The following is a 22628-nucleotide window of genomic DNA, read 5'->3' as shown; positions in this document are numbered from 1 at the left end:
CTATGTTTTAAGGCTATTTGTCTAGGATGGACATGAGAAGTTGGCGTGCTCATTCAATCCTCTTAACCTGCGATATTCTCAGGGTCTCTTACAATATAATCATCATAATTCTTCTCAGTTTTATTACCAATTGCAGTAATTAACAAGAAACCAACCACATATAAGCCTAAAAGTATCGACATTGTGTAATTATGGTTATGTGTCATATCGAATATCCATCCGATTACGAATGGGAAGAGTCCGCCTAAGATACATCCGCCGGTTTGCATCATAGCAGTCCATGAGTTCGCACCTTGTGAGGTAACTGTTTCATCTAATGGTAACATCATGGCTGCGGAATAGAGTCCACCTAATGGAATCCCCATCATAAAGGCAGCAATCCACATTAATGTATGATCTCCAGTCCAGAATAATCCTGTTGCAATGGCACCGATACCGAGTATTAAGAATATCCAATTTCTTCTTGCAGGATATTTTTCCATCAAGATCGGGAATAGTAGGTTAAATACGACTTGCATAGCCATAACTGCAGCGAGTAACATCCCACCTTGAATCATTGACATACCATTATCTACGGACATAGGTACAAGCCATGTTAATGTAGAAAAATATAAGGCAGCTTGTAAGGCATAGAATAACATGAATAACCAAGGCATTTTTTGTACCCAAGGTGACGGGAAATTATATTTAAGTTCAGGCACAGCTTGGGATGGCGTGTTGTTTTGGGCACCAGGTTTGTAAATAAATAAGACGACAATAATCGCTAAAAATGAGAATACTGACCAGATTGCTAAGGCGAATGGGTATGAATCCATACTTGTATAAAAGGCCCCTGTTAGAGCTGCTGTGGTTGCTGAACCTGCGCTCATAAAGAAGGAAGAGATACCGATCGCAACGGCAGCATGTCCTGGAAAGTATTTTTTAATAACAGATGATAGCGTTGGCGCTAAGACAGCAATTGCTAGACCAACAAAAAATGCAGAAATAAGTAAAGTTATAAATCCTGTGTAAAAACCACGGATTAATGTAGAAATAAGTAGGATGGAAAGCATTAATAATAAAGTGATTTTTGACCCGAGCGTCTTGTTGAGTACTGTTGCAAGTAAGGCAAAAATACCCATACATAACACAGGTACTGTCGTTAAAAGACTCGCCTGTGTACTAGATAAATTTAAGGACTCTTTTAGCGTATCCATTAATGGCCCGATAGATGTTATACCTAAACGTAGGTTAATGGAAACAGCTGCAATGACAAACAATAATATTAAAGTATTTCGATTGTACAAGTTTTTCAATCATTTTTCCCCCAGCCATATTTGGTATAAATTACAATAACTAATATGATACCATTAAGATTAATATACATAAAATATTAATAAAATTAGTTTTACCAACTTTTTTCATATACATGAGGTGTATTAATGGACATTAGACAATTACGTTATTTCCTTGTCATTGCAGATGAAAAACAGATCTCTGCAGCGGCCAAAAAGCTTTATATGTCACAGCCGCCTTTGAGTCAGCAATTGAAAAATTTAGAAACATCAGTCGGAGAAATATTATTTGAAAGAAGCGGAAAATTTCTAGAATTAACTGAGGAAGGAAAGACCTTATACAAGTACGCACTTGAGATTACTCAAATGCTAGAAGAAGCAAAAATTGAAGTGAGAGATGTTGGCAGTGGTGTCGATGGTAAACTTTCTATTGGTATCAACACATTTTCTTTAGCAAATTTAGATACTGTCTTTCATGAATATAAGAAAAAGTATCCTAAAATCACATATAAAATACATCAAAATGAATCATCTCTACTCTGTTATCTATTAAAGCAAAGAGAAGTTGAAATGGCTTTGGTTCGGTTGCCATTAGAGATTGATGATTTTACCTTACATCACTTACACAGTGAATCATTTTATGTTGTTACTTCAACAGATGAACGGTTGTTTGATGAGGAAGTCACCTTAGAAGAAATCAGTCAATATCCACTGGTGTTGCCGAGTATCAAAGGGTTAGGTGTTTACTATTCCATACATGAAGCCTTTTCAAAGGCTAAGATTGAACCCAATGTTATTGCTGAGTTTTCAGATTTGAAATTGATGATGCAGCTTGTATCAAGTAATTTTGGAGTTGCCATCGTTCCAGAATCACTGATTTATTTATATAAAGAGTACCCAGTACATGTCCACAAAATACAAGAAGAAGCCGAGCTCACTGGAGACATCGGCTTAATCTGGTTAAAAGATCATCGGCTTTCAAAAGCAGCTCAAAATTTTATAGAAGTGTTAAATGAATATATTTAAGTGTTGTATATGGCCCAAACGAAATAGCCGACAAATAGGATGAAAATACCAATCCCGATTAAGAGTATAATTAGAAACATATTTTCAAGACTAGGTTCATCTTTTGATGATGTGGGTGTAGAAGATTCGTCTTTAGTTTCCATAGGTAGTTCCTGCTGACTAACTTCAGTAGATTTTGAACGATTTTGGACAAGTAGAAAAATCGAACTAATAATTGCAAGCACAATGAGCACTGGAAATATATAGATGTAATTTTGACTTAAGCGGTTTAAACTACCATGTTCAATAGGAAAACCTGTATTTAAATAAGCAATACTAAGTAGAACAATTGCGATTATGATACAAGTGAGTAAAGTATAGATTATAGGTTTGTTTGTATTACCTTTAAAATAGTTTTTAAACGGCATATAAATTAAAAGTCTTATAATTGGATAGGCACACAATATAAAAATTAGGGCAAGAACAATTTGCATAAGGTAGAACCTCCTAAATGCACTGAATTAATATACTTATACCCTAGTTGAACTGTCTTATACATGGAGGGATCATTATGAAAAAATCATTACCAGGCATGACTTCACTAAGATTGTTGAGAGATTTGATGGACAAGCGTAAGCAAAAGAAAAATGGTGCTTACAGTGAAGAAGTGGATCAAGAAAAGTTAGACCGTAATATCCAAGTGGCAAAAGAGAGATTAGAGGATAGGGATTTGACCATGTGTCAGCGTCAGGAGTATGAAAAAACCCTAGAGCATCTAGTTAGACAAAAGAAATAGGAAAAGAAGCGGTAGAATCGCAGATCGAGTCGGCTATCTGAAAGTGATTCAATACAGCTTTGTGTTGATTGTACCAGTGCTGTTTATTTTATCAGTTACAGAATCATTTATACTGTCGGCCATGATGATTATGATTACAGGCTTCTTAATCTTTATGCCGTATAGTTCATTGGTTGTGCTGGGCCAACAATATTTACCAAACAGAGTCGGGCTAGCCTCCGGAGTCACTTTAGGACTATCAGTCAGTGCAGGTGGCGTGTTCGCACCAGTACTTGGGAAAGTTGCAGATATTTACGGTGTGTCTATGGTGATGACGATTATATTTGTCATCGCATTGATCGCACTCATATTTACTATGATTCTTACAAAAAGTCATAAGAAAGCAGATGTAGAAGGCTTAGTTTAAATAGGGATTATGATAGAGAGGTCAACGGTGAATTGCCGTTGACCTTCAGAGCGTTTTGGGGTCTAATGTCATTTCGGTGTTGACCTTCAGATCGTTCCAGAGTCTAACACTACTTCGCCGTTGACCCTCAAACTTAAAAAATAATCTATTGCTACCACAGATATTTTTATCCTCTAAAAATAACTGAAAAGTTAGATAATATAATTCAAATCAGTATAATAGTGAATAAGGAGCTGATTAAATGACAAACCGTAATTTTAAGCAGACTGTTTACGTGGATAAGTTTACCGATGGTGTTTTAGATCCGACTCAAGAAATGTCGTACTTTGTTAAGGATAAGGGAACGATTGTTGCAAATACCGCACCGGGTTGTTGGGGACCAATGATTACTCCAGAACTAAAGGGTGGCCACGAAGTAACAAAACCTGTTTTTGTTGAAGGTGCTGAAGTTGGTGATGCGATTGCCATAAAAATTAACTCAATTCGTGTGACATCAACCGTCACTGCTTCTGGTAATGATAAACCAATGGAAGGCCGCTTCAACGGTGATCCGTTTGTTGCTGGTATATGTCCAAATTGTGGTTCGAAGAATCCAAAAACTGTGATAGATGGTATCGGTCAGGGCGCTATTAAGTGTGCGGAATGTGGTGAGGATGTCACTCCGTTTACATTTTCGAATGCTTATACTATGGCTTTTGATGACGATAAAACGTTAGGAATCACCTTAAATAAAGATGCTGCTGAGAAAGTTGCTGAAGAATCTAAAAGTTATATGAATACACCTGAGAATTCTATTCAAAATCCTGTAGTTACCTTTGCACCACATGATATTGTCGGCGCGCTTGCACGTGTGATTCCATTTTTAGGTCAACTCGGTACTGTACCGGCATCTCCATTTCCAGATTCACATAATGCTGGTGATTTTGGACAGTTTTTAATCGATGCACCTCATGAATATTCCAAAACCGTTGAGGAACTTGAAGACCGTACGGATGGTCATATGGATATAAATAGAATGAGAGAAGGGGCAATTATTATTTGTCCTGTAAAAGTTGAAGGTGGTGGTGTGTATTTAGGTGATATGCATGCTATGCAAGGAAACGGTGAAATTGCTGGCCACACTACTGATGTCGCGGGTATTGTTGATCTTAAAGTTAAGGTATTAAAGGATATAAACATTGATGGCCCGATTTTATTACCTTTGGTAGAGGATCTACCACCTGTCGCTAAGCCATTTTCTGATGAGGAGCTACTTAAAGCGGATAAACTAGCCCTACAATGGGGAATTGATAACTTAGAAAAATCTTATCCATTGTCATTTGTTGGTAGTGGTGCAACGCTTAATGATGCAACGTCTAATGGCTTAGAGAGAGCTGCCAAATTACTTGAAATTGATGTTCCAGAAGTTATGAATAGAGCAACCATTACTGGAGCAATTGATATCGGTAGAAACCCAGGTGTGGTGACAGTGACCTTCCTTGTTCCAGTGACTCTACTTGAACAATCAAAACTTGCAGACATCGTACAAAGTTACTATGAATAAAATTAAAACAATTAGAATAGAATCTAGTGACTTTGGTTGGGGTGTATTACCAGATTCAGAAGAACTTCATATCCAGAAAATTACCATTTCAAATAACGGTAGAGTTTGGCTCAGATATTACGGACTAGCAAGTTATTCTGAAAAAAATCCTTGCTTAGCTCAAGAATATTATAAAGTATCGAAGGCAACTGCAGAAAGTATAATGACATTGATAGAGCAAGAGTTCTTATCCACAAATAGTTGTAGTGTTGAAGTGACTGATGTACCTGTCTGGGTCATGGATATTAATTTTGATGATCTTGCTAGAGTTGAGTTATCTGGACCAGTATTTGAAGGACATCGGGACATAAGTAATAAAATAAGGAGACTACTTGGTTTAAAAAATCTATTCCTGTTCAATTTACCTGAGCCACCTACGTCTTAATTTCACACTAAAAATGCTATAATGGGGTAAACATTTCTAGGAGGCACATCACACTATGGAATCTATTACTTTGATGGAAGCATACGCTATTGAAACCTTGAAAGGGAATGGCGTTGATAATGAAACAATTATTAACAATATTAAAGCTGGAGAAATAGAAGAATTTAAAGCCATCAAAGAGAATATGGACTTTGATGCTTTGGTTGAATTGAGTAAGAATGCTGATTTTGATTCTATCGTCAACGACGGTTACAAGGTTAAATTCTTAACATTCAACGGATTAAAAAATCTAATCAAAATGAAGTTTGGTAAATTTGCAGATGAAGATTACCAAGTCGATGAGTTCACTATTTCTGGTCTGGAACTAAGTAAAGACCAAGTGGCAGACTTAGAAAATGTACTTTCTGCAAACTGGGTATTGTCAAATGAACCTGGTGGCGTCACTGTAAAACCGAATAAGTAATATCTTATATAATTTTTAGAAAATTCCCTTGAAATGTGTAAATATTTAAATTATGATGAAATTGTGACAAATTCTAAAAGGAGGTAAGGCATTATGAAATTAAGAACGAATGAACCATTATTAATTTCACAAAAACATATGCAAACCTCTGTATTTCACATTTTATAAAGGTAATTTCTAAAACTATAAATATATGAAATAGAGAGGAGACCCCTCTCTATTTTTATGCAGTTTTTTAGCGTGCACAATAATAGTGCGCGCTTTTTTTGTCAAGAGAGGGTGTAAGTGATTTAAACAGAGGGATATTTGGGGGTACAAATTATGTTTAGTTACATCAAGAAAATTGGCTGGTACATTCGGGAGAACAAAAAACGATACATTGTTATTTTTGTATTACTAATGATGTCAAATTTACTCGACATCATTCCCCCGCAATTGATCGGCCGAACAATTGATCTTATTAACAACGACACAATGACACAAACATTAATGTGGCAAATTATCATTGTTTTCTTATTGGTCATTATTTTATCTTATGCTGGTACTTATTTCTGGGGATTTCTCTTATTTGAAGGTGCCATAAAAATTGAAAATATTTTAAGAAGTCGTTTAATGAAGAAATTCCTCGCATTTTCTCCAAGTTTTTATGAGAAGAATAAGACCGGAGATCTGATGGCGAAATCAACTAATGACTTGAAGACGATATATATGTCGACAGGCTTTGGTGTCATTACTTTACTCGATGCGACGACTTTCTTACTAACGATCGTCTTAGTGATGGGCTTTAGCATCAGTTGGCCACTGACATTTTTTGCGCTCTTGCCTTTACCATTATTAGCGATTTTAGAGAAACGTCTTGGAAAGAAAATAAATAAGAATCATAAGACCGCACAAGAATCCTTTGGCGTTATGAATGATGCAGTCTTAGAAGTAGTGGAAGGTGTCCGCTTAACACGAAGTTACGTTCAAGAGACACAAGAAGCGGGACGTTTTCATCAGTTGACGGAAAATTATTTAAAGAAGTATATGAAAGTGGAAAAACTAGATGCTTTCTTTCAGCCGTTAACGATTTTAGTAGTCTCACTCAGCATAGCGATTTCATTTGGTTACGGTGCAGTCTTGGTTAATAATGGATCCATTTCTGTTGGCCAGCTCATTACCTTTAACGTCTATTTAAATATGCTAATTTGGCCAATGTATGCACTTGGTATGTTGTTTAATGTAATGGAGCGAGGAAATGCTTCTTACGACCGTATCCAACAAGTTTTAGATGAAAAAGATGTACTCGACTACGAAGGAATGAAAGTGGTTGAAACGCCAGAGTTTAGTTTTAATAATGTTACTTTTAAATATCCGCTATCAAAGCATAACAATTTAGAGGATATAACAGTCGAGCTTAACAAGGGAGAAACACTTGGTATTGTTGGTAAGACTGGCAGTGGGAAGTCGACTTTTATTAAACAATTACTAAGAATTTACCCTGAAGGTAGTGGGGATCTAATTATTGATGGTTTAAATGTCTCAGAACTCGACAGAGATAAGTTAAGAGATAAGCTCGGTTACGTTTCCCAGGAAAACATACTGTTTTCAAGAACTGTAAAGGAAAATATTCTCTTTGGTAAACCAGATGCCACTGATGAGGAATTACAACAGGCGATTGAGTTAAGTGCTTTTGATGAAGATCTTAAACGCATGCCAGATGGTCTAGATACGCTTGTTGGGGAGAAAGGGGTCTCCTTAAGTGGAGGACAAAAACAGAGAATTTCAATTGCGAGAAGTTTGATTAAGAATCCAGATATCTTAATTTTGGACGACGCCTTAAGTGCAGTGGATGCAAGAACTGAGCAAAGAATTATCAATCACATTCGAGAGAAACGTCAAGGAAAAACAACCATTATCGTGACGCATCGATTGTCAGCTGTCCACCATGCGGATAAAATTATCGTCCTTGAAAATGGACGTATAGCACAAGAAGGTACGCATGAAGAATTGTCTAAAAGAGAAGGCTGGTATAAAGAACAAAACCACTACTACATCAAGGGAGGTGTCTGAGGGATGACTGAACTAAAACGATTGTTTCCATATATTCTAAGCTTTAAAGGTATCTTTTTTTCTGGAGTCATATTGATGATTCTGATGACAGCTTTTGAATTAGTCGGTCCATTGATTGCAGCGAGAATTATTGACGAACATATAAAATTAGGAGAAGGCAATATCATTTTAGAGCCGATTTTATATTTAATTGCACTATTTATGGGCTTGAAGATTATCCATGCAATCACTACATTTTTTGCACAGATTTTACTAGCGACAGCCGGTTCTAAAGCCATTCAAAAGATGAGGAAGGAAGTCTTCGGTCACGTCCAACGCCTACCCATTAAATATTTTGATAACCTACCAGCAGGTAAGGTGGTTGCACGCATTACGAACGATACCGAATCGATTTTAGAACTGTTCACATCGGTGATTCCGATGTTTATGGCAAGTATCCTAACGATCGGTAGTATAGTGACAGTTGTATTCTTCATCAACACTTGGACAGGTATAGTGATGCTCATATTTATGCCGATTATTATTGTTTGGGGTATGCTTTATAAAAAATATTCTAATGATAACAACCACATCAGACGAGAGAAGAACAGTGAAATGAATGCTATGATTAATGAGTCCATCAATGGCATGCCGATTATTCAAGTTTTCAATCGTCAAGAACAAATCGCTGATGAATTTGAAGCGATTAATGATGACTATTACAAGAGTACAAAGGGTCTAATACAACTCGAAAGTTTAACTGGAGATAACTTAGCAAATAACATTCGCTCTATCGTTTTCGCCATACTCGTCTATATATTCGCATCAGTCTATTTAAGCGAATCAACAGTTTTAACAGTGGGGACGATGTATCTCTTAGTTGATTATATTACGCGGTTCTTTAACCCCTTATTCAATATCGTTAATCAACTAAGTGTTTATGAACAAGCTCGAGTAGCGGCTAACAAAGTATTTGAATTATTGGATGCTGAAGTAGAAGAAAATACAGGCGACGACTTAGAGGAATTTAAGGGGAACATTCACTTTAGAAATGTGAACTTCTCCTACGATGGCAAAAGAGATGTCCTAAAAAACATTAACATCGATGTGAGCCAAGGAGAAACAGTCGCCTTAGTCGGTCACACTGGATCCGGGAAAAGCTCCATTATCAATCTATTGATGCGATTTTATGACCCGACTTCAGGTGGTATTTACTTTGATGATAGAAATACTATCGATATCGATAAAAAATCACTCCGTAAGTTTATGTCCATCGTTCTACAAGATCCATTTATTTATAGTGGATCGCTTTTGTATAACATTCGTTTGAATAATAAGGACATTAGTGAAGAAAGTGCTAAGAAAGCATTAATTGATGTCGGAGGAGAGAATCTTTTAAGTAAATTAGATAATGGTATTCACTCTGAACTAACAGAACGCGGCGCAACACTATCGCTCGGAGAAAGGCAGCTTATATCTTTTGCACGTGCGTTAGCGTTTAATCCACAAGTACTTGTTTTAGATGAAGCAACGAGTAATATAGACTCAGAAACCGAACAGATGATTCAATATGCCATGAAGGTTGTGAGTCACAACAGAACAACCTTTATCATTGCGCATAGACTATCAACGATTCAACACGCAGATCAGATCATTTTACTGGATAACGGGGTAATCAAAGAGCGAGGTAATCATAGCGCACTCATTCAGCAACAAGGCACCTATAGCAAAATGTATGAAATGCAGATGGGATAAAAGAAAAACCATGGGGAGAATATTCTCCCCATGGTTTTTCAATACATATTTTTAACAGGTTAGACAGATTGCCCGAGACCTACTTATAAATCAAATCATGGTGTGAGTCTTTCATTAAGCCTTCTTGTTACCTTTTAACAAGTTAAAGATAAATGAAACCACTAGAATTAGAATAATCGCACCAGCTAATGTACCAATGATGCTCATTCCGCCTAGAGTGGGTCCGAAGTCTAAACCAATTGCATTACCGATAGATGCACCGATAAGTCCTGCAATAATGTTACCGATAATACCGAACGGTACGTCTTTACTTATGATTAGTCCAGCTAACCAACCGAGAATACCGCCAACTATTAATGTCCATAACCAACCCATAACTAAATTCCTCCTATTAAAAAAGTAAAAACTGTTTCTAGTCATATATTTCCAATAACAAAGACTTGTAAACATTTCTTTGAATTATGAAGTGAATTTATTGTTAAGTCGTAAAATAAAGTATAGTCCTAGAGCGAGTGCCGCACTTGTTGCACTAATCCAATATATTGAACTGTACCCAATGAACTCTGCAACGAGTCCAAATGTCATTGCACCGAGCCCAACGCCTAAATCAAAAGCAGAGAAGAAGGTCGCGTTAGCCATACCTCTTTTTTCTGGTGGGGTTGTATTGATTGCTGACGCTTGTAAGGCGGGTTGAATCGTTCCAAATCCTAATCCATAAAATATAGCGCCTATATAAAGGAACATTTCGTTTTGTAAAATAGCTAAGAAGATTAAGCCGATAATAATCATTACTGAACCTGGTATAAAGACAATTGCCAACCCACGGCGGTCATAGATACGTCCAGCGAATAATCGTGTCGCGACTAAGGAAATTGCATAGATGACAAAATATAGCTGTATGGCATATGAAGGCAGACCTTGTTGGAATGAATAGGCTGGTAAAAATGTTGCGATTCCACCGAACGTAAATGTAATAAAAAACAGTAGGGATGAAGCGGGTAAGGCACGTTTTTCAAAGAACTTCATGCGTTCTTTTGGTAGAGTTTTTCCCTCGTAATCTGTTTTTGTTACTGGTGCAGCTTTTTTGTACTTGATATTCAATGCCAAAATTAAGGCAAGCAGTGTTAAGGAACCACAGATCATAAATAGGGTAGAGAACTCAATATGATTGACTAAAAATAGACCGAATGCAGGTCCGATTGCTAGTGCAAGGTTACCACTTAAGCCGAAGTAACCTAAGCCTTCACCCCGACGTTCTTTAGGTACAAGGTCAGACGCGATAGTACCAGATGCAGTATTGGATAATCCCCATCCCACACCTTGAACAACCCTCACAATGACTAAAAGTAGAATCGTAGTGCTGATTGCGAGCGAATACAAAGAAATAACGAGAATCAACAGTCCGCCTAGAAAGACTGGCGCACGTCCACTTGTATCCAATAAGTTACCACCAAAGGGCCTAATTATTAGCGCAGAAAAAGTGAAGATACCTACAATTAAGCCAACCCACGTATTTGAATTACTAATCTCTTGAACGTAAAGTGGCAACGTAGGTAAGGTCATTTGAAAAGATGTAAATATAAAAAAGTTTGCAAATACAATGATGATAAAATCACGAGTCCAAATTCTTGGCTTATCATTTGTCATATTAAACCTTCTATTCTAATTTAAAGTTAAAATTCTTATTAACTACATAGTTTACACTAATGGATGAATGATTACATCCGACTAGTTACTGATTCTAATATTTAAATGATGTCTGATATGATATTATTAGAAAATAACAGATTTTCAGGGAGAATGACCAGTGAATTTATTAATGATTGATAACTATGATTCCTTTACATATAATCTGGTACACTATATGGAAAGTAACCCCTATGGTGTTGGTGTAAAAGTGGTCCGACCAGATGAACTTTCTTCATATAATATGGCGGATAATAATATTATTGGTGTTGTTATATCGCCGGGTCCATCACATCCAACAGACCGTCCGGAAGTATTGGATTTTATTAAAAAATATTTTACGACCCAACCGATATTTGGTATTTGTCTCGGTCATCAAATGCTCTGGCACTTAGCGGGTGGAGAAGTTTCTCATGGAAAACGTCCCATACACGGACATGCGCACCCGGTCTATCACAACGAAAAAGATATTTACGCTAATATCCCGACACCTGTGATTGGCTGCAGGTACCATTCTTTAAGTTGTTATGGACAAGTTAATGACTACAATATTGTTGGACAGACCGAAGACGGCATCAATATGGCAATCCGTCATAAAACCTACCCCGTTTTTGGCGTGCAATATCATCCAGAGGCAATTTTGTCAGAGCACGGCAGAGCCCAGGTCAATAACTTTATTAGAATTGCAGTGGAGGAAAATCAAGGATGAGAGCACATACAAAATTCAAAAAAGATGGTGTGGTCGAGGAACATTTTTTCACTTCACCAATTGAAGTGATTCAAGCACCGACATCTTTTGATACAGCTGTTAACCATGCCAAAGCAATGCAGGAAAAAGGTTACTACGCAGTCGTCGGCGTCACATACGAAAAAGACGAATACTTTGTTGGAATCTTTGATGCGCCTGTATCTTATGAGTCCTTTTTACAAGGAGAAAAAACAGGACGCTTTACCATGACTGAACCAAGTCTCAGTGAAAGTAGAGAAGAAATAGAAAGTAACATTGAAGCAGTAAGGAATTATATACTGGATGGCCATACCTACCAAGTGAACTATACGACGAGATTGTATGGAGATTTCAGTGGTGATAGCCACCAGCTATTCTTAAAACTTACAAGCGGCAACAACGGAGATTACGCAATGTATGTGGATTTAGATGACAAAGAAATCCTTAGTGTATCCCCTGAATTATTCTTCGAAATTGATCCTAACCGAACGATAAGAACAAAACCGATGAAGGGGACGGCACCGACATTTGAAGACCAAGAGAAAGACAATGAAAGCTATCAGTTTTTAAGGCATTCAAAGAAAGACCAGGCTGAAAATGTAATGATTGTTGATCTTTTAAGAAATGACATCTCAAGAATTGCCAAAAAGAACACAGTAGAGGCAACTGAACTGTTTACCATTGAAAAGTACCGAACGGTCTACCAGATGATATCGGTTGTAGAAGCAAAAGTAAGAGATGACGTTCAGCTAAGTGATACTTTTGACGCGCTCTTTCCTTGTGGCTCGATAACCGGTGCACCTAAAATAAAGACTATGGATATTATTTCCAAACTCGAAAAAACGCCACGAGGCTATTATTGTGGTGCACTCGGTATACTCTACCCGGACCAATCCATAATCTTCAACGTACCTATTCGTACTATGGTAATCGAAGACGGTAACTACACATATGGTGCAGGGGGCGGCATTACCTATGACTCAGACCCGAGCGGAGAGTTTGAAGAAATTCTCCATAAGACTTCATTTCTAAAACAAGGCCAGTATGCTTTGATAGAGTCGATGCGACTAGAAAGAGGTAATATCAAACGTTTAGCACTACACCTCAATCGCTTGAAGACAAGTGCGGATTACTTTAACTACCCACTTGACGATGCTCAAAGTGAACTTCAAAATTATATAGAAGTTAAAGATATCCACACTGGTGTATACAAGCTACGCCTAACTTTAGATCACACTGGTGTGATGAATATTAGCCACCAAGAAGTTGAACCTGTTCATAGCATGACAGCGTGTTTATCGACTAAAATTATGTATGCACCAGAGGACTTCACTAGTCACAAAACGACGGTCAGACATCAATATTATAGTGAATCAAATGATTGTGATCTCGTTTTGTATTATAATGATAGTCTAAATGTCACAGAATTTAATATAGGTAATCTTGTCGTTGAAGAAAACGGTGTGTTGACGACACCTGTTTTAAGACCTGAGTTATTAAATGGTGTCATGAGACAGTCTTTATTGACAGAAGGCATACTCACAGAGCGAGATTATTCTGTTGAGACTTTGAAAAAGAAATATCAAAATAATGAAGTTAAACTATATATGATTAATAGTGTTAGAGAATGGGTGGCTGTAACACTAGAAGGATAGAGGTGGCTTATGTTTACACTAATTTTAGCGATTTTAGTCATCGCGATTGTTGTCGTGACGCACTTTATTGTCACGTATTTATTAAAAAATAAAATTATTATTGTCGGTGTAACCCTCGGATTTGTCGGCGTAATTATTGCGATTGTTGTCTTCGGTATGGCTATGGGCAACTTTACGGAGTACGTTGCTGGTGAATTAGAATTCTTTTACCGATAAGGAGTGGGAAAATAAATGATTTTTGCAAATGGAGATACGGCAATTACATGCCAGATTGAACCTACTGAAGTAGAGCGTCTCTTAGCTACATATAAAAAAGACGGTAAGCTAACAGATAGCCCTTATATTACAGCGGTTCAGTTTACAAATAATACGGTGACATTCCATTACGAACCAATTGAAGTGATGGAAAATGAAAACACAATAGAACCCTCAACCTTCGTAACAACGATTGTGAAATCTGTGTTGAACCGTGAGAGTGAGGTAAGGTAAGATGAGTCTAATTATAAAGAAAAGCGGCCTGTTAACGATTCTTCAAACTGTTAAAAAGACCGAAATCAACAAAGAGAATAACGAATACAACGGTGCGGTTGATCGACTATCACCCATGCTTGCTAATAAATTAGTCGGCAACGATATCGATGAGCCGACGATTGAAATGTCAGGTCAACCTGGTGTGATTCAATTTACTGAACCAACAATTTTTGCATATTCGGGCGGAGAGTTCGAGGGCTCAATTAACGATGAAGATATTCATCCCAATCGTATTTACCATGTTGACCGTGGCGATGTGTTATCGTTTCATGAGTCATCAAGAGGTTGCCGTATATACTTAGCGGTCGCTGGCGGATTGGCTGCAGAAGCCTCCAATGTATTAAAATCGGGTGACGAAGTGATTATGCGTCGTGATTATAGTACGCTTCATGATGAAATTTTCCATATGATGTCTAACAAGCGTAAAGTGGGCTGGGGCATTGCGGTGTACTCATTAGTAGAAGTATATCTTTCAGATACTTATCACATCGTTAAGAGACCTGATGTACCGGATTCTGTGTATGAAATGCTCGAAGAAAAAGAGTATGAAGTGATTCATGAAGATAATCGTGTCAACCTTGTGTTAAAAGGACAAGGGCTAGAAGACTTTGATCAAACAGGCGAACAGCCAGGTGTGCTCGGTGGGGTCTATATTAAAGACGAGACTCCAATCATCGCCCTTAACGATTTTAACAGCCAGACGGATTTAACTCATATTGGAACGATTCCGAGCTATCACATGCATAAGCTAGGTCAAAAACGTCCGGGGTCTAAGATTAAATTTAAAACAGTCGACATTGATGATGCACATGCAGAAATGTATGGACATCACCTTTGGGTAAACAGTTTATTTAAAGCAATTGATTACAAAATTTCAAAAGAATTAGTGAAAGAAAAGATGTAGGAGTGATCTCTTTTTAAGTGGACCGAGTGAATTATCGGGCTTAAAAAGAGATTTTTTCTTGGAATCTTTGAGCCAAAGTTTAACAAAGATACTCGGATTTAATGTATAATATAGCAGATAAATATTTTGACTGTAAGTACATATATAAATGTAGGACTGATAATGTATGGAAGCTATTTTAAAAGAATACTTCGGCTATGACTCATTTAGGTATGGCCAAAAAGAAATAATAGAAAACGTGTTAGCCGGAGACAACGCCTTAGGTATCTTACCAACTGGTTCTGGTAAGTCTTTATGCTATCAAGTACCAGGCTTGATGTTCGGCGGTACGACACTTGTGATTTCTCCCTTGATTTCCCTGATGCAAGACCAAGTCGATGCCTTAAAAAAACGCGGAATTAGTGCAGAGTGTATCAACTCTACCATGTCTAAAGTGGATTTAAATCGAGTGATGGATCGTATGATGAACGGTGACCTTCAGTTCTTATATGTTGCCCCAGAACGCTTTAATAATGAAGCGTTTAGAGCGGCAGTTGTAAACACAAAAATACCTTTTGTTGCTTTTGATGAAGCCCACTGTATATCTAAGTGGGGACATGACTTTAGACCAAGCTATCAGAGCATTATTCCCGAATTAAAGGGACTCTTACCAGACGCGCAAATCGTTGCAGTCACAGCGACAGCGACTGAGGAAGTCGAACATAATATTCAAGAATTATTAGATATTGATAATCATGCAGTCTTTAAGACAAGTGTTAAAAGAGAGAATCTCATCTTGTCTGTGAATCCAACCTACCAAAGAGAGCAGTTTATACTATCGTATATCCAAAATCATATTGATTCCTCAGGTATTGTATATGTATCAACCCGTGCAGAGGTAGAGAAACTTTCTGAGTACTTAAATGAATACGATATTGGAAATGTTATTTACCACGGTGGACTAGGTAAAAAAGAACGTAGTATTAACCAACAGAAGTTTGTCTCAGACGAAGTCAAGATTGTCATTGCAACAAACGCTTTCGGTATGGGGATTGATAAGCCGGATATCCGTTACATCATTCACTTTAACTTACCTGGTGACCTTGAAAGTTACTACCAGGAAATTGGGCGTGCCGGTCGTGATGGTTTAGACAGTGAATGTATCTTGCTATCGACTCAGCGAGATGTAAACTTACAACAGTTCTTCATCGACAGAGCGACGGCGAGTGAACAGTACAAGGACCATATGAGAGAAAAACTAGACTTAATGATCCAGTACAATAAGACGAATAAATGCTTGAGCAGTTTTATCGTTAAATATTTTAATGAAAACGAGTATGTCGAAGCCTGTGGTCAATGTTCAAGTTGCCTGTCTAAAAATAGAACAGAACCGATGACCACTGAAGCAAAGCTGATTTTGGGTCTAATTCAGAATTTAGATGGGGAGCTTTCAAAAGAACTCGTTATTCAAGTGATGCGAGGCGAACGCGCGGACAATATCCTCAGTCGTGGACTAGACAAGGAAGAAAATTTCGGTGTGCTTGATTCATTTAGAACAAGTGAAGTCAATCACTTAGTTGAAGAATTAGTGATGAGAGGCTACCTTCATTACACCAACCACAAGATGTACTTAATAGATAAAAGCCTAGACATATTAAATCATAAAGTAAAACTCTATACCGTACCTTACCGAAAAGAATATAACGAGCGTGTCAATGTTTCGACAGACTCCTCTCCAAACGAAGTGCTTTACGATAGACTCATTTCGACACGTAAGACACTCGCAGAAAAACATAAGCTAGATGAAGATGCGATTTTTACTGATCAAATTCTTAAAGAATTCGCCAAGAAAATGCCACAAACTAAGCAAGACATGATGCACATTCAAGGCGTTGGGAACTATAAACTCAAACACTACTGCCCATACTTCTTAGAAGAAATCCAACAACACGATAGCCAGCAAGTGTAGTGAAGTAAATTAACTCAAAAAGGGACTGCAATGGATGATTGCAGCCCTTTTTGAGTTGTGGACGGTTGTTGGTGGGGCTCCGCTTCGAAAGGAAAACGAAGCACACCATCCACCCAAAACAAAAACTACGCAGTATTTTGGTCTCTATCACCAAAGACTGCGTAGTATATGCTTATATAGATAATATAAAGTTTACTTCTTACCTGCGATTTTCAAACGTTCTCGTTTCGGTGGTCTATTCTTCATGTACATATAGTAACTTGCTGAGAAGATAATGATGTAACCGAGTATAGATAAGGCATCAGGAATTTCGTTAAAGACGATGATACTAAATAGTGCTGTAAAGAGAATCGTCGAGTAGAAGAAAATTGAGATTTCTTTAGCAGGTGCGAAGCTATAAGCAATTGTGAGTCCAAATTGACCAATTGCCGCAGATATACCGGACAGAATTAAAAACCAAAACTGACTGGCTGTCATTGCTTCATACTGGAAAATCATAAACGGTACGAGGGCAACGGTTGAAAAGAATGAAAAGTAAAATACTACAGTATAGAACTTTTCTCTACTTCCGAGCAATCTGAGCACAGTGTAGGCACCGGCTGCAAAGAGTGCCCCTAAAACACCTAGTAGCGCGAAATATGTATCACTTGAAAACGACGGTTTGATGATAAATATAGCACCAATTAAAGCGATGATAATCGAAATCATCTGGAAACGTCTTATATGTTCTTTTAAGAAAATCGCACAGAGGATAATCGTAAAAAATGGACTGAGTTTATTTAAGATGTCTGCATCACTTAGCACCATTCTATCAATGGTAAAGAAGTTAAGTAATACCCCAGCAAGGCCTAGAGCGGAGCGTAAGAGTAACCAACCTTGGTTTTCCTTTTTACCAAAGAGTCGTTCGCGATTATATATCACAAGGACTAAGGCAATCATCATCGATATAAAGTTTCTAAAAAAAGCTTTTTGAACAGTAGGTAGATCGCCTGCATATTTAACAAATAAAGACATCAAACTGAAACCGAGTGATGAAATAATTAGGGCAAGAATACCTTTAACTACATTATTCATTTACAACACTCCAAAAAAATTTGTACGTTAATTTCAACTTCTTGACTCCATTAAATTTCGCAAAAAATAATTTAAAAAAATAATATGATTTGTCATGACATACCCACCGTGACTTAGGGCGATTTATAACTCAATAAAGGGCGTGAAATTTTAATTTCAGGCAGTTTTTTACATTGCAATCAATTTTCTAATATGAGATTATAGAACATGTTAAATCATATATCTTGTGGTTTAAATTCTAAGTAAACACTATATGTGGTATTGATTAGAAATAAATGAACGAATCACTTGAATAGAACGTATGTTCTGTTTTATGATGTAATTGAATGGAGATGACAAAGTGATTATTGCTTATTATTCAATGACAGGTAATATCCGTCGCTTCTTAAATGGTATAGACATTCCAGACACCTATGAATTATATCAAATAACAGCTGATAATGTCAGCGAGAAAATCGGTGATCGTTTTATCCTGGTTACACCGACATACGGTTTTGGTGCAGTACCCGATATTGTAAGTAATTTCTTAAAAGTGAACGCTGAAAAAATGTTTGCGGTTGTCTCAAGTGGCAACAGAAACTGGGGTAGAAATTATGCACGAGCAGGCGAATATATCAGTGATGACTATAATGTACCACTTTTAATGAAGTTTGAGTTGCATGGTAGTCCAGAACAAAGAGAACAATTTTTAGTTGAATTAGAAAGGGCAGGGGAATTGCATGAAAGTATTAGATGAGAAAACATACAATCACGTTGAGTTAAATAACGAAGTCACTAAAAGAGACGAGACTGGTTTTTACAAACTAGAAAAAGATTTAGAAGCGCTTGAAGTATTCATGGAAGAAGTGGAAAGTAAAACCATACATTTCGATTCTGAGCTTGAAAGATTGCACTACCTTGTTGAGAACGACTTTTACTATGATCTGTTTAAAGAGTATGATGAAGCAGGCTTAACTGAAATTATTGACCATGCGAATAGCATTGATTTCAAATTTAAGAGCTATATGGCAGCGAGCAAATTCTTTAAAGATTACACGTTAAAAACAAATGACAAAAAACAATATTTAGAAGACTATAGACAACACGTTGTGATTGTCAGCTTATACTTAGCAAAAGGAAACATTAAAACAGCTAAAACATTCATTACTTCAATGATGGAGCAGCGCTACCAACCTGCAACACCAACTTTCTTAAACGCAGGACGTGCACGTCGTGGTGAAATGGTTTCATGTTTCTTATTAGAAGTAGATGACTCATTAAACTCTATTAACTACATCGATTCAACTGCAAAGCAGTTAAGTAAAATCGGTGGTGGGGTTGCGATTAACCTTTCAAAACTACGCGCACGTGGTGAGGCAATCAAGGGCATAGAAGGCGTCGCTAAAGGTGTATTACCAGTAGCGAAATCTCTAGAAGGCGGCTTTTCTTATGCCGACCAGCTTGGACAACGTCCAGGTGCTGGTGCAGTATACTTAAACATCTTCCACTATGACCTACCTGAATTCCTTGATACTAAAAAGGTAAACGCAGACGAAGATATCCGCCTTGCAACAATTTCAACAGGTCTAGTCGTGCCATCTAAATTCTTTGAACTCGCACGTGATAACAAACCATTTAATACTTTTGCACCACACACAGTGGAAAGAGAATATGGTGTTGCACTTGATGACATGGATATGGATGAGATGTACGATGAGCTTGTGAAAAATGATAAGGTTAAAAAACGCGAATTTGATGCACGTGATATGTTAAACACAATCGCTCAAACACAACTACAGTCTGGATATCCATACCTAATGTTTAAAGACAATGCCAACAAAGTACACCCTCTTGGAGGTATTGGTGACATTAAGATTTCTAACCTATGTACTGAAATCTTCCAACTTCAAGAGACTTCTGTCATTAATGACTACGGTGTTGAAGATGAAATCAAACGCGACATTTCATGTAACCTAGGTTCTATGAACATTGCGAACGTTATGGATTCAGGTAAGGTAAAAGAAACAGTACATGAAGGTATTGAAGCTCTTACACTCGTTAGTGATGATACTTCAATCGCTAACGCACCAGGTGTTAAAAAAGCGAATGAAGAATTGCACTCAGTTGGACTTGGTGCAATGAACTTACACGGCTACCTTGCTAAGAACAAGATTGGTTATGAGTCAGAAGAAGCAAGAGACTTTGCAAACATCTTCTTTATGCTGTTGAACTACTACTCAATCGAAAAATCAATGATGATCGCAAAAGAACGCGGTGTAACATTCAAAGACTTCGATCGTTCTGACTATGCGAACGGTAAGTACTTTAAACGCTATACAGCTGAAGATATTACACCTCAGTTTGATAAGGTAGCAGATCTATTTGATCACATTCACATTCCGACTAAGGAAGACTGGGCAAACCTTCAACAAGAAGTTGAAGCGAATGGCTTATACCATGCTTACCGCCTAGCGATTGCACCAACACAAAGTATTTCTTACGTACAGAATGCTACAAGTTCTGTAATGCCAATCGTTGATATGATTGAACGTAGAACTTACGGTAACTCAGAGACGTTCTACCCAATGCCATTCCTATCTAAGGAAACAATGTGGTATTACAAGAGTGCCTTTAACACAGATCAAATGAAATTAATCGATATGATTGCTACAATCCAACAGCACGTTGACCAAGGAATCAGTACGATTCTTTACGTGAACTCAGAAATCTCTACTAGAGAATTATCTAAGTACTATATTTATGCACACCACAAAGGATTGAAATCACTCTACTACACGAGAAACAAATTACTCAGTGTTGAAGAATGTACAAGTTGTGCAGTATAAAGGAGAATGAACTATGAAAGCTGTTAACTGGAACAGAGAAGAGGATATGACCAATATATTCTGGCGTCAAAATATCTCACAAATGTGGGTAGAAACAGAATTTAAAGTATCTAAAGACTTAGCATCATGGGCAAGCTTGTCTGATGATGAGAAAGATACATTCAAGAAAGTCCTCGCTGGACTGACAGGGCTGGATACGCACCAAGCAGATGACGGCATGCCACTAATCATGCTTCATACTCCAGATTTACGTAAAAAAGCAGTATATTCTTTCATGGGAATGATGGAGCAAGTTCACGCGAAATCATATTCTCATATCTTTACAACACTACTACCGACTACGGAAACTGATGATTTACTAGACGAGTGGGTTGTTAATAATAAGCATCTGACTTTTAAAGCAGACAAAATTGTCACAAACTATCATAAGTTACTAGATAATAACCCGTCACTTTATGATCAGTATATGGCGAGAGTTTCATCAGTATTCCTTGAGTCTTTCTTATTCTATTCAGGCTTTTACTATCCGCTTTACTTAGCTGGAAATGGCCGTATGACAACGAGTGGTGAAATTATTCGTAAGATTCTACTTGATGAATCCATCCACGGTGTCTTCACTGGTCTAGATGCCCAAGTACTAAAAGCAGAGTTGAGCCAAGAAGAACAGGACCGTGCAGATAAGGAAATGTATGAACTACTTGATGAGCTGTATGCCAACGAAGTTGAATATACAAAAGATCTCTACGATAAAATCGGTTTAACTGATGATGTTCTAAATTACTTACAATATAATGCAAACAAAGCATTATCAAACTTAGGATTTGAACCTTACTTTGAAGAAAAAGGATTCAATCCAATCATTGAAAATGCTTTAGATACAACAACGAAGAACCACGATTTCTTCAGTGTTAAAGGTGACGGCTATGTTCTCGCGTTAAATGTTGAAGCATTAAAAGATGAAGATTTTATTTTTGAAGACTAGTTATAGTAACACGCTTGATGTTTATCACATCAAGCGTGTTTATTCATTTAGTCATAAAATATTCATTTCAGTATCATTGATGAGCAAAATGATAATGTAAAATGATATTTGAATGTAAAATAGAAATGAGGTATAACTATGAAACTAAAAGGAAGCTTTTTATCAGTAATCTTATTATTATCTTTAACTCTGGCTGCATGTTCAGATGGAGAAGGTTCAGAACACGGTGATCATGGAGATATGAATCACGATCACGCATCTAGTGATGAAGTGAGATCACTTGAAGTTGATTTACAAACACCTGAAAGCATCACTGCTGGTGAAGAAGTTGAATTTACAGCTCATGTGACATCGAATGAGGAAGACGTTACAGATGCGGATGCTGTTATGTTTGAAATCATTCAAGGCGAGGAATCATTAGAAATGATTGATGTTGAACATAGTGAAAATGGTGAATATGTACTACCATACACGTTTGAAGAACCAGGGGAATACAAAGTCATTTCTCACGTTGATGCCTACCAATTACATACCATGCCAGAAGAAACAGTAACAGTAGAGTAGTATGATATTATAGTAGTATCAAGATAGTCAGTTCT

General features: G+C 37.3%; 23 protein-coding genes. 18 read left to right on the top strand and 5 right to left on the bottom strand.

Annotated elements, in window-relative coordinates; translation table 11 throughout:
* Nucleotides 1–62: 62 nt before the first annotated feature.
* Nucleotides 63–1295 carry an MFS transporter gene (locus tag JEM45_RS05410; protein WP_198687045.1) on the bottom strand — a complete coding sequence of 411 codons (1233 nt, stop codon included), beginning with the start codon at nt 1293–1295 and terminating at the stop codon, nt 63–65.
* Between the two features lie 126 nt (nt 1296–1421).
* On the opposite strand from JEM45_RS05410, the gene JEM45_RS05405 reads away from it, so the two are divergent.
* Entirely contained in the window at nt 1422–2300 is an 879-nt protein-coding gene (locus JEM45_RS05405) for a LysR family transcriptional regulator (RefSeq protein WP_026867706.1), read from the top strand.
* Here JEM45_RS05405 and JEM45_RS05400 read toward each other — a convergent pair.
* On the bottom strand, nt 2297–2773 hold the full coding sequence (locus JEM45_RS05400) for a hypothetical protein (protein ID WP_026867705.1): 477 nt from the start codon (nt 2771–2773) through the stop codon (nt 2297–2299). The two genes, JEM45_RS05405 and JEM45_RS05400, sit on opposite strands and share 4 nt — an antisense overlap.
* A 77-nt stretch (nt 2774–2850) precedes the next feature.
* On the opposite strand from JEM45_RS05400, the gene JEM45_RS05395 reads away from it, so the two are divergent.
* The 7 genes from JEM45_RS05395 to JEM45_RS05365 all read left to right on the top strand — a co-directional run bounded on the left by JEM45_RS05395 (nt 2851) and on the right by JEM45_RS05365 (nt 9697).
* On the top strand, nt 2851–3075 hold the full coding sequence (locus JEM45_RS05395; protein WP_026867704.1) for a hypothetical protein: 225 nt from the start codon (nt 2851–2853) through the stop codon (nt 3073–3075).
* A 43-nt stretch (nt 3076–3118) separates the two neighbouring features.
* On the top strand, nt 3119–3481 hold the full coding sequence (locus JEM45_RS05390; protein WP_051220595.1) for an MFS transporter: 363 nt from the start codon (nt 3119–3121) through the stop codon (nt 3479–3481).
* A gap of 241 nt (nt 3482–3722) precedes the next feature.
* Entirely contained in the window at nt 3723–5024 is a 1302-nt protein-coding gene (locus JEM45_RS05385; RefSeq protein WP_198687044.1) for an acetamidase/formamidase family protein, read from the top strand.
* On the top strand, nt 4978–5448 hold the full coding sequence (locus JEM45_RS05380) for a hypothetical protein (protein ID WP_217623501.1): 471 nt from the start codon (nt 4978–4980) through the stop codon (nt 5446–5448). Before JEM45_RS05385 ends, JEM45_RS05380 begins: the two co-directional genes overlap by 47 nt.
* Before the next feature lie 55 nt (nt 5449–5503).
* Nucleotides 5504–5911: a hypothetical protein gene (locus tag JEM45_RS05375; protein ID WP_026867700.1), complete on the top strand. Its 408-nt coding sequence runs from the start codon at nt 5504–5506 to the stop codon at nt 5909–5911.
* A 321-nt stretch (nt 5912–6232) separates the two neighbouring features.
* Nucleotides 6233–7963, top strand: a complete 1731-nt coding sequence (locus JEM45_RS05370) for an ABC transporter ATP-binding protein (protein WP_198687043.1) — start codon at nt 6233–6235, stop codon at nt 7961–7963.
* Between the two features lie 3 nt (nt 7964–7966).
* Nucleotides 7967–9697 (top strand): ABC transporter ATP-binding protein, encoded by a 1731-nt coding sequence (locus JEM45_RS05365; RefSeq protein WP_166627280.1) that lies wholly within the window; start codon nt 7967–7969, stop codon nt 9695–9697.
* A gap of 114 nt (nt 9698–9811) precedes the next feature.
* Here the strand turns inward: JEM45_RS05365 and JEM45_RS05360 are convergent, their stop codons facing one another.
* Together JEM45_RS05360 and JEM45_RS05355 are read right to left on the bottom strand one after the other, a co-directional pair.
* Nucleotides 9812–10072 (bottom strand): GlsB/YeaQ/YmgE family stress response membrane protein, encoded by a 261-nt coding sequence (locus JEM45_RS05360; RefSeq protein ID WP_026867697.1) that lies wholly within the window; start codon nt 10070–10072, stop codon nt 9812–9814.
* 84 nt (nt 10073–10156) lie between these two features.
* Nucleotides 10157–11344 (bottom strand): MFS transporter, encoded by a 1188-nt coding sequence (locus JEM45_RS05355; RefSeq protein ID WP_026867696.1) that lies wholly within the window; start codon nt 11342–11344, stop codon nt 10157–10159.
* A gap of 160 nt (nt 11345–11504) precedes the next feature.
* On the opposite strand from JEM45_RS05355, the gene JEM45_RS05350 reads away from it, so the two are divergent.
* The 6 genes from JEM45_RS05350 (at nt 11505) to recQ (ending at nt 17148) form a co-directional block, all read left to right on the top strand.
* Complete coding sequence (locus JEM45_RS05350) at nt 11505–12092, top strand: anthranilate synthase component II (RefSeq protein ID WP_026867695.1); 588 nt, start codon at nt 11505–11507, stop codon at nt 12090–12092.
* Nucleotides 12089–13765 carry an aminodeoxychorismate synthase component I gene (gene pabB / locus JEM45_RS05345; protein ID WP_026867694.1) on the top strand — a complete coding sequence of 559 codons (1677 nt, stop codon included), beginning with the start codon at nt 12089–12091 and terminating at the stop codon, nt 13763–13765. The genes JEM45_RS05350 and pabB overlap by 4 nt, the downstream gene beginning before the upstream one ends.
* Nucleotides 13766–13774: 9 nt before the next feature.
* Nucleotides 13775–13981 (top strand): hypothetical protein, encoded by a 207-nt coding sequence (locus tag JEM45_RS05340; protein ID WP_026867693.1) that lies wholly within the window; start codon nt 13775–13777, stop codon nt 13979–13981.
* 15 nt (nt 13982–13996) lie between these two features.
* Complete coding sequence (locus JEM45_RS05335) at nt 13997–14254, top strand: hypothetical protein (protein WP_026867692.1); 258 nt, start codon at nt 13997–13999, stop codon at nt 14252–14254.
* Nucleotide 14255: 1 nt separating this feature from the next.
* A complete protein-coding gene (locus JEM45_RS05330) occupies nt 14256–15200 on the top strand; it encodes a 5-oxoprolinase subunit C family protein (protein ID WP_026867691.1) in 945 nt (314 codons plus the stop codon).
* A gap of 166 nt (nt 15201–15366) precedes the next feature.
* Complete coding sequence (recQ, locus tag JEM45_RS05325; protein ID WP_026867690.1) at nt 15367–17148, top strand: DNA helicase RecQ; 1782 nt, start codon at nt 15367–15369, stop codon at nt 17146–17148.
* Nucleotides 17149–17340: 192 nt separating this feature from the next.
* Here the strand turns inward: recQ and JEM45_RS05320 are convergent, their stop codons facing one another.
* The gene (locus tag JEM45_RS05320) at nt 17341–18222 is read right to left on the bottom strand and encodes a DMT family transporter (protein WP_026867689.1); all 882 of its coding nucleotides are present in this window, start codon (nt 18220–18222) and stop codon (nt 17341–17343) included.
* A 340-nt stretch (nt 18223–18562) separates the two neighbouring features.
* On the opposite strand from JEM45_RS05320, the gene nrdI reads away from it, so the two are divergent.
* From nrdI to JEM45_RS05300, 4 genes are all read left to right on the top strand, one after another.
* Complete coding sequence (gene nrdI / locus JEM45_RS05315; protein ID WP_026867688.1) at nt 18563–18958, top strand: class Ib ribonucleoside-diphosphate reductase assembly flavoprotein NrdI; 396 nt, start codon at nt 18563–18565, stop codon at nt 18956–18958.
* Complete coding sequence (gene nrdE / locus JEM45_RS05310; RefSeq protein ID WP_166627274.1) at nt 18942–21047, top strand: class 1b ribonucleoside-diphosphate reductase subunit alpha; 2106 nt, start codon at nt 18942–18944, stop codon at nt 21045–21047. Before nrdI ends, nrdE begins: the two co-directional genes overlap by 17 nt.
* 13 nt (nt 21048–21060) lie before the next feature.
* Nucleotides 21061–22029 carry a class 1b ribonucleoside-diphosphate reductase subunit beta gene (gene nrdF, locus JEM45_RS05305; protein WP_198687941.1) on the top strand — a complete coding sequence of 323 codons (969 nt, stop codon included), beginning with the start codon at nt 21061–21063 and terminating at the stop codon, nt 22027–22029.
* Between the two features lie 138 nt (nt 22030–22167).
* On the top strand, nt 22168–22593 hold the full coding sequence (locus JEM45_RS05300; protein ID WP_026867685.1) for a FixH family protein: 426 nt from the start codon (nt 22168–22170) through the stop codon (nt 22591–22593).
* The last annotated feature ends 35 nt before the right edge of the window (nt 22594–22628 follow it).

Origin of the sequence: Jeotgalicoccus sp. ATCC 8456 (assembly GCF_016313225.1) — a bacterium.
GTDB lineage: Bacteria > Bacillota > Bacilli > Staphylococcales > Salinicoccaceae > Jeotgalicoccus > Jeotgalicoccus marinus.
This window is presented reverse-complemented; position numbering and strand designations above follow the sequence as displayed.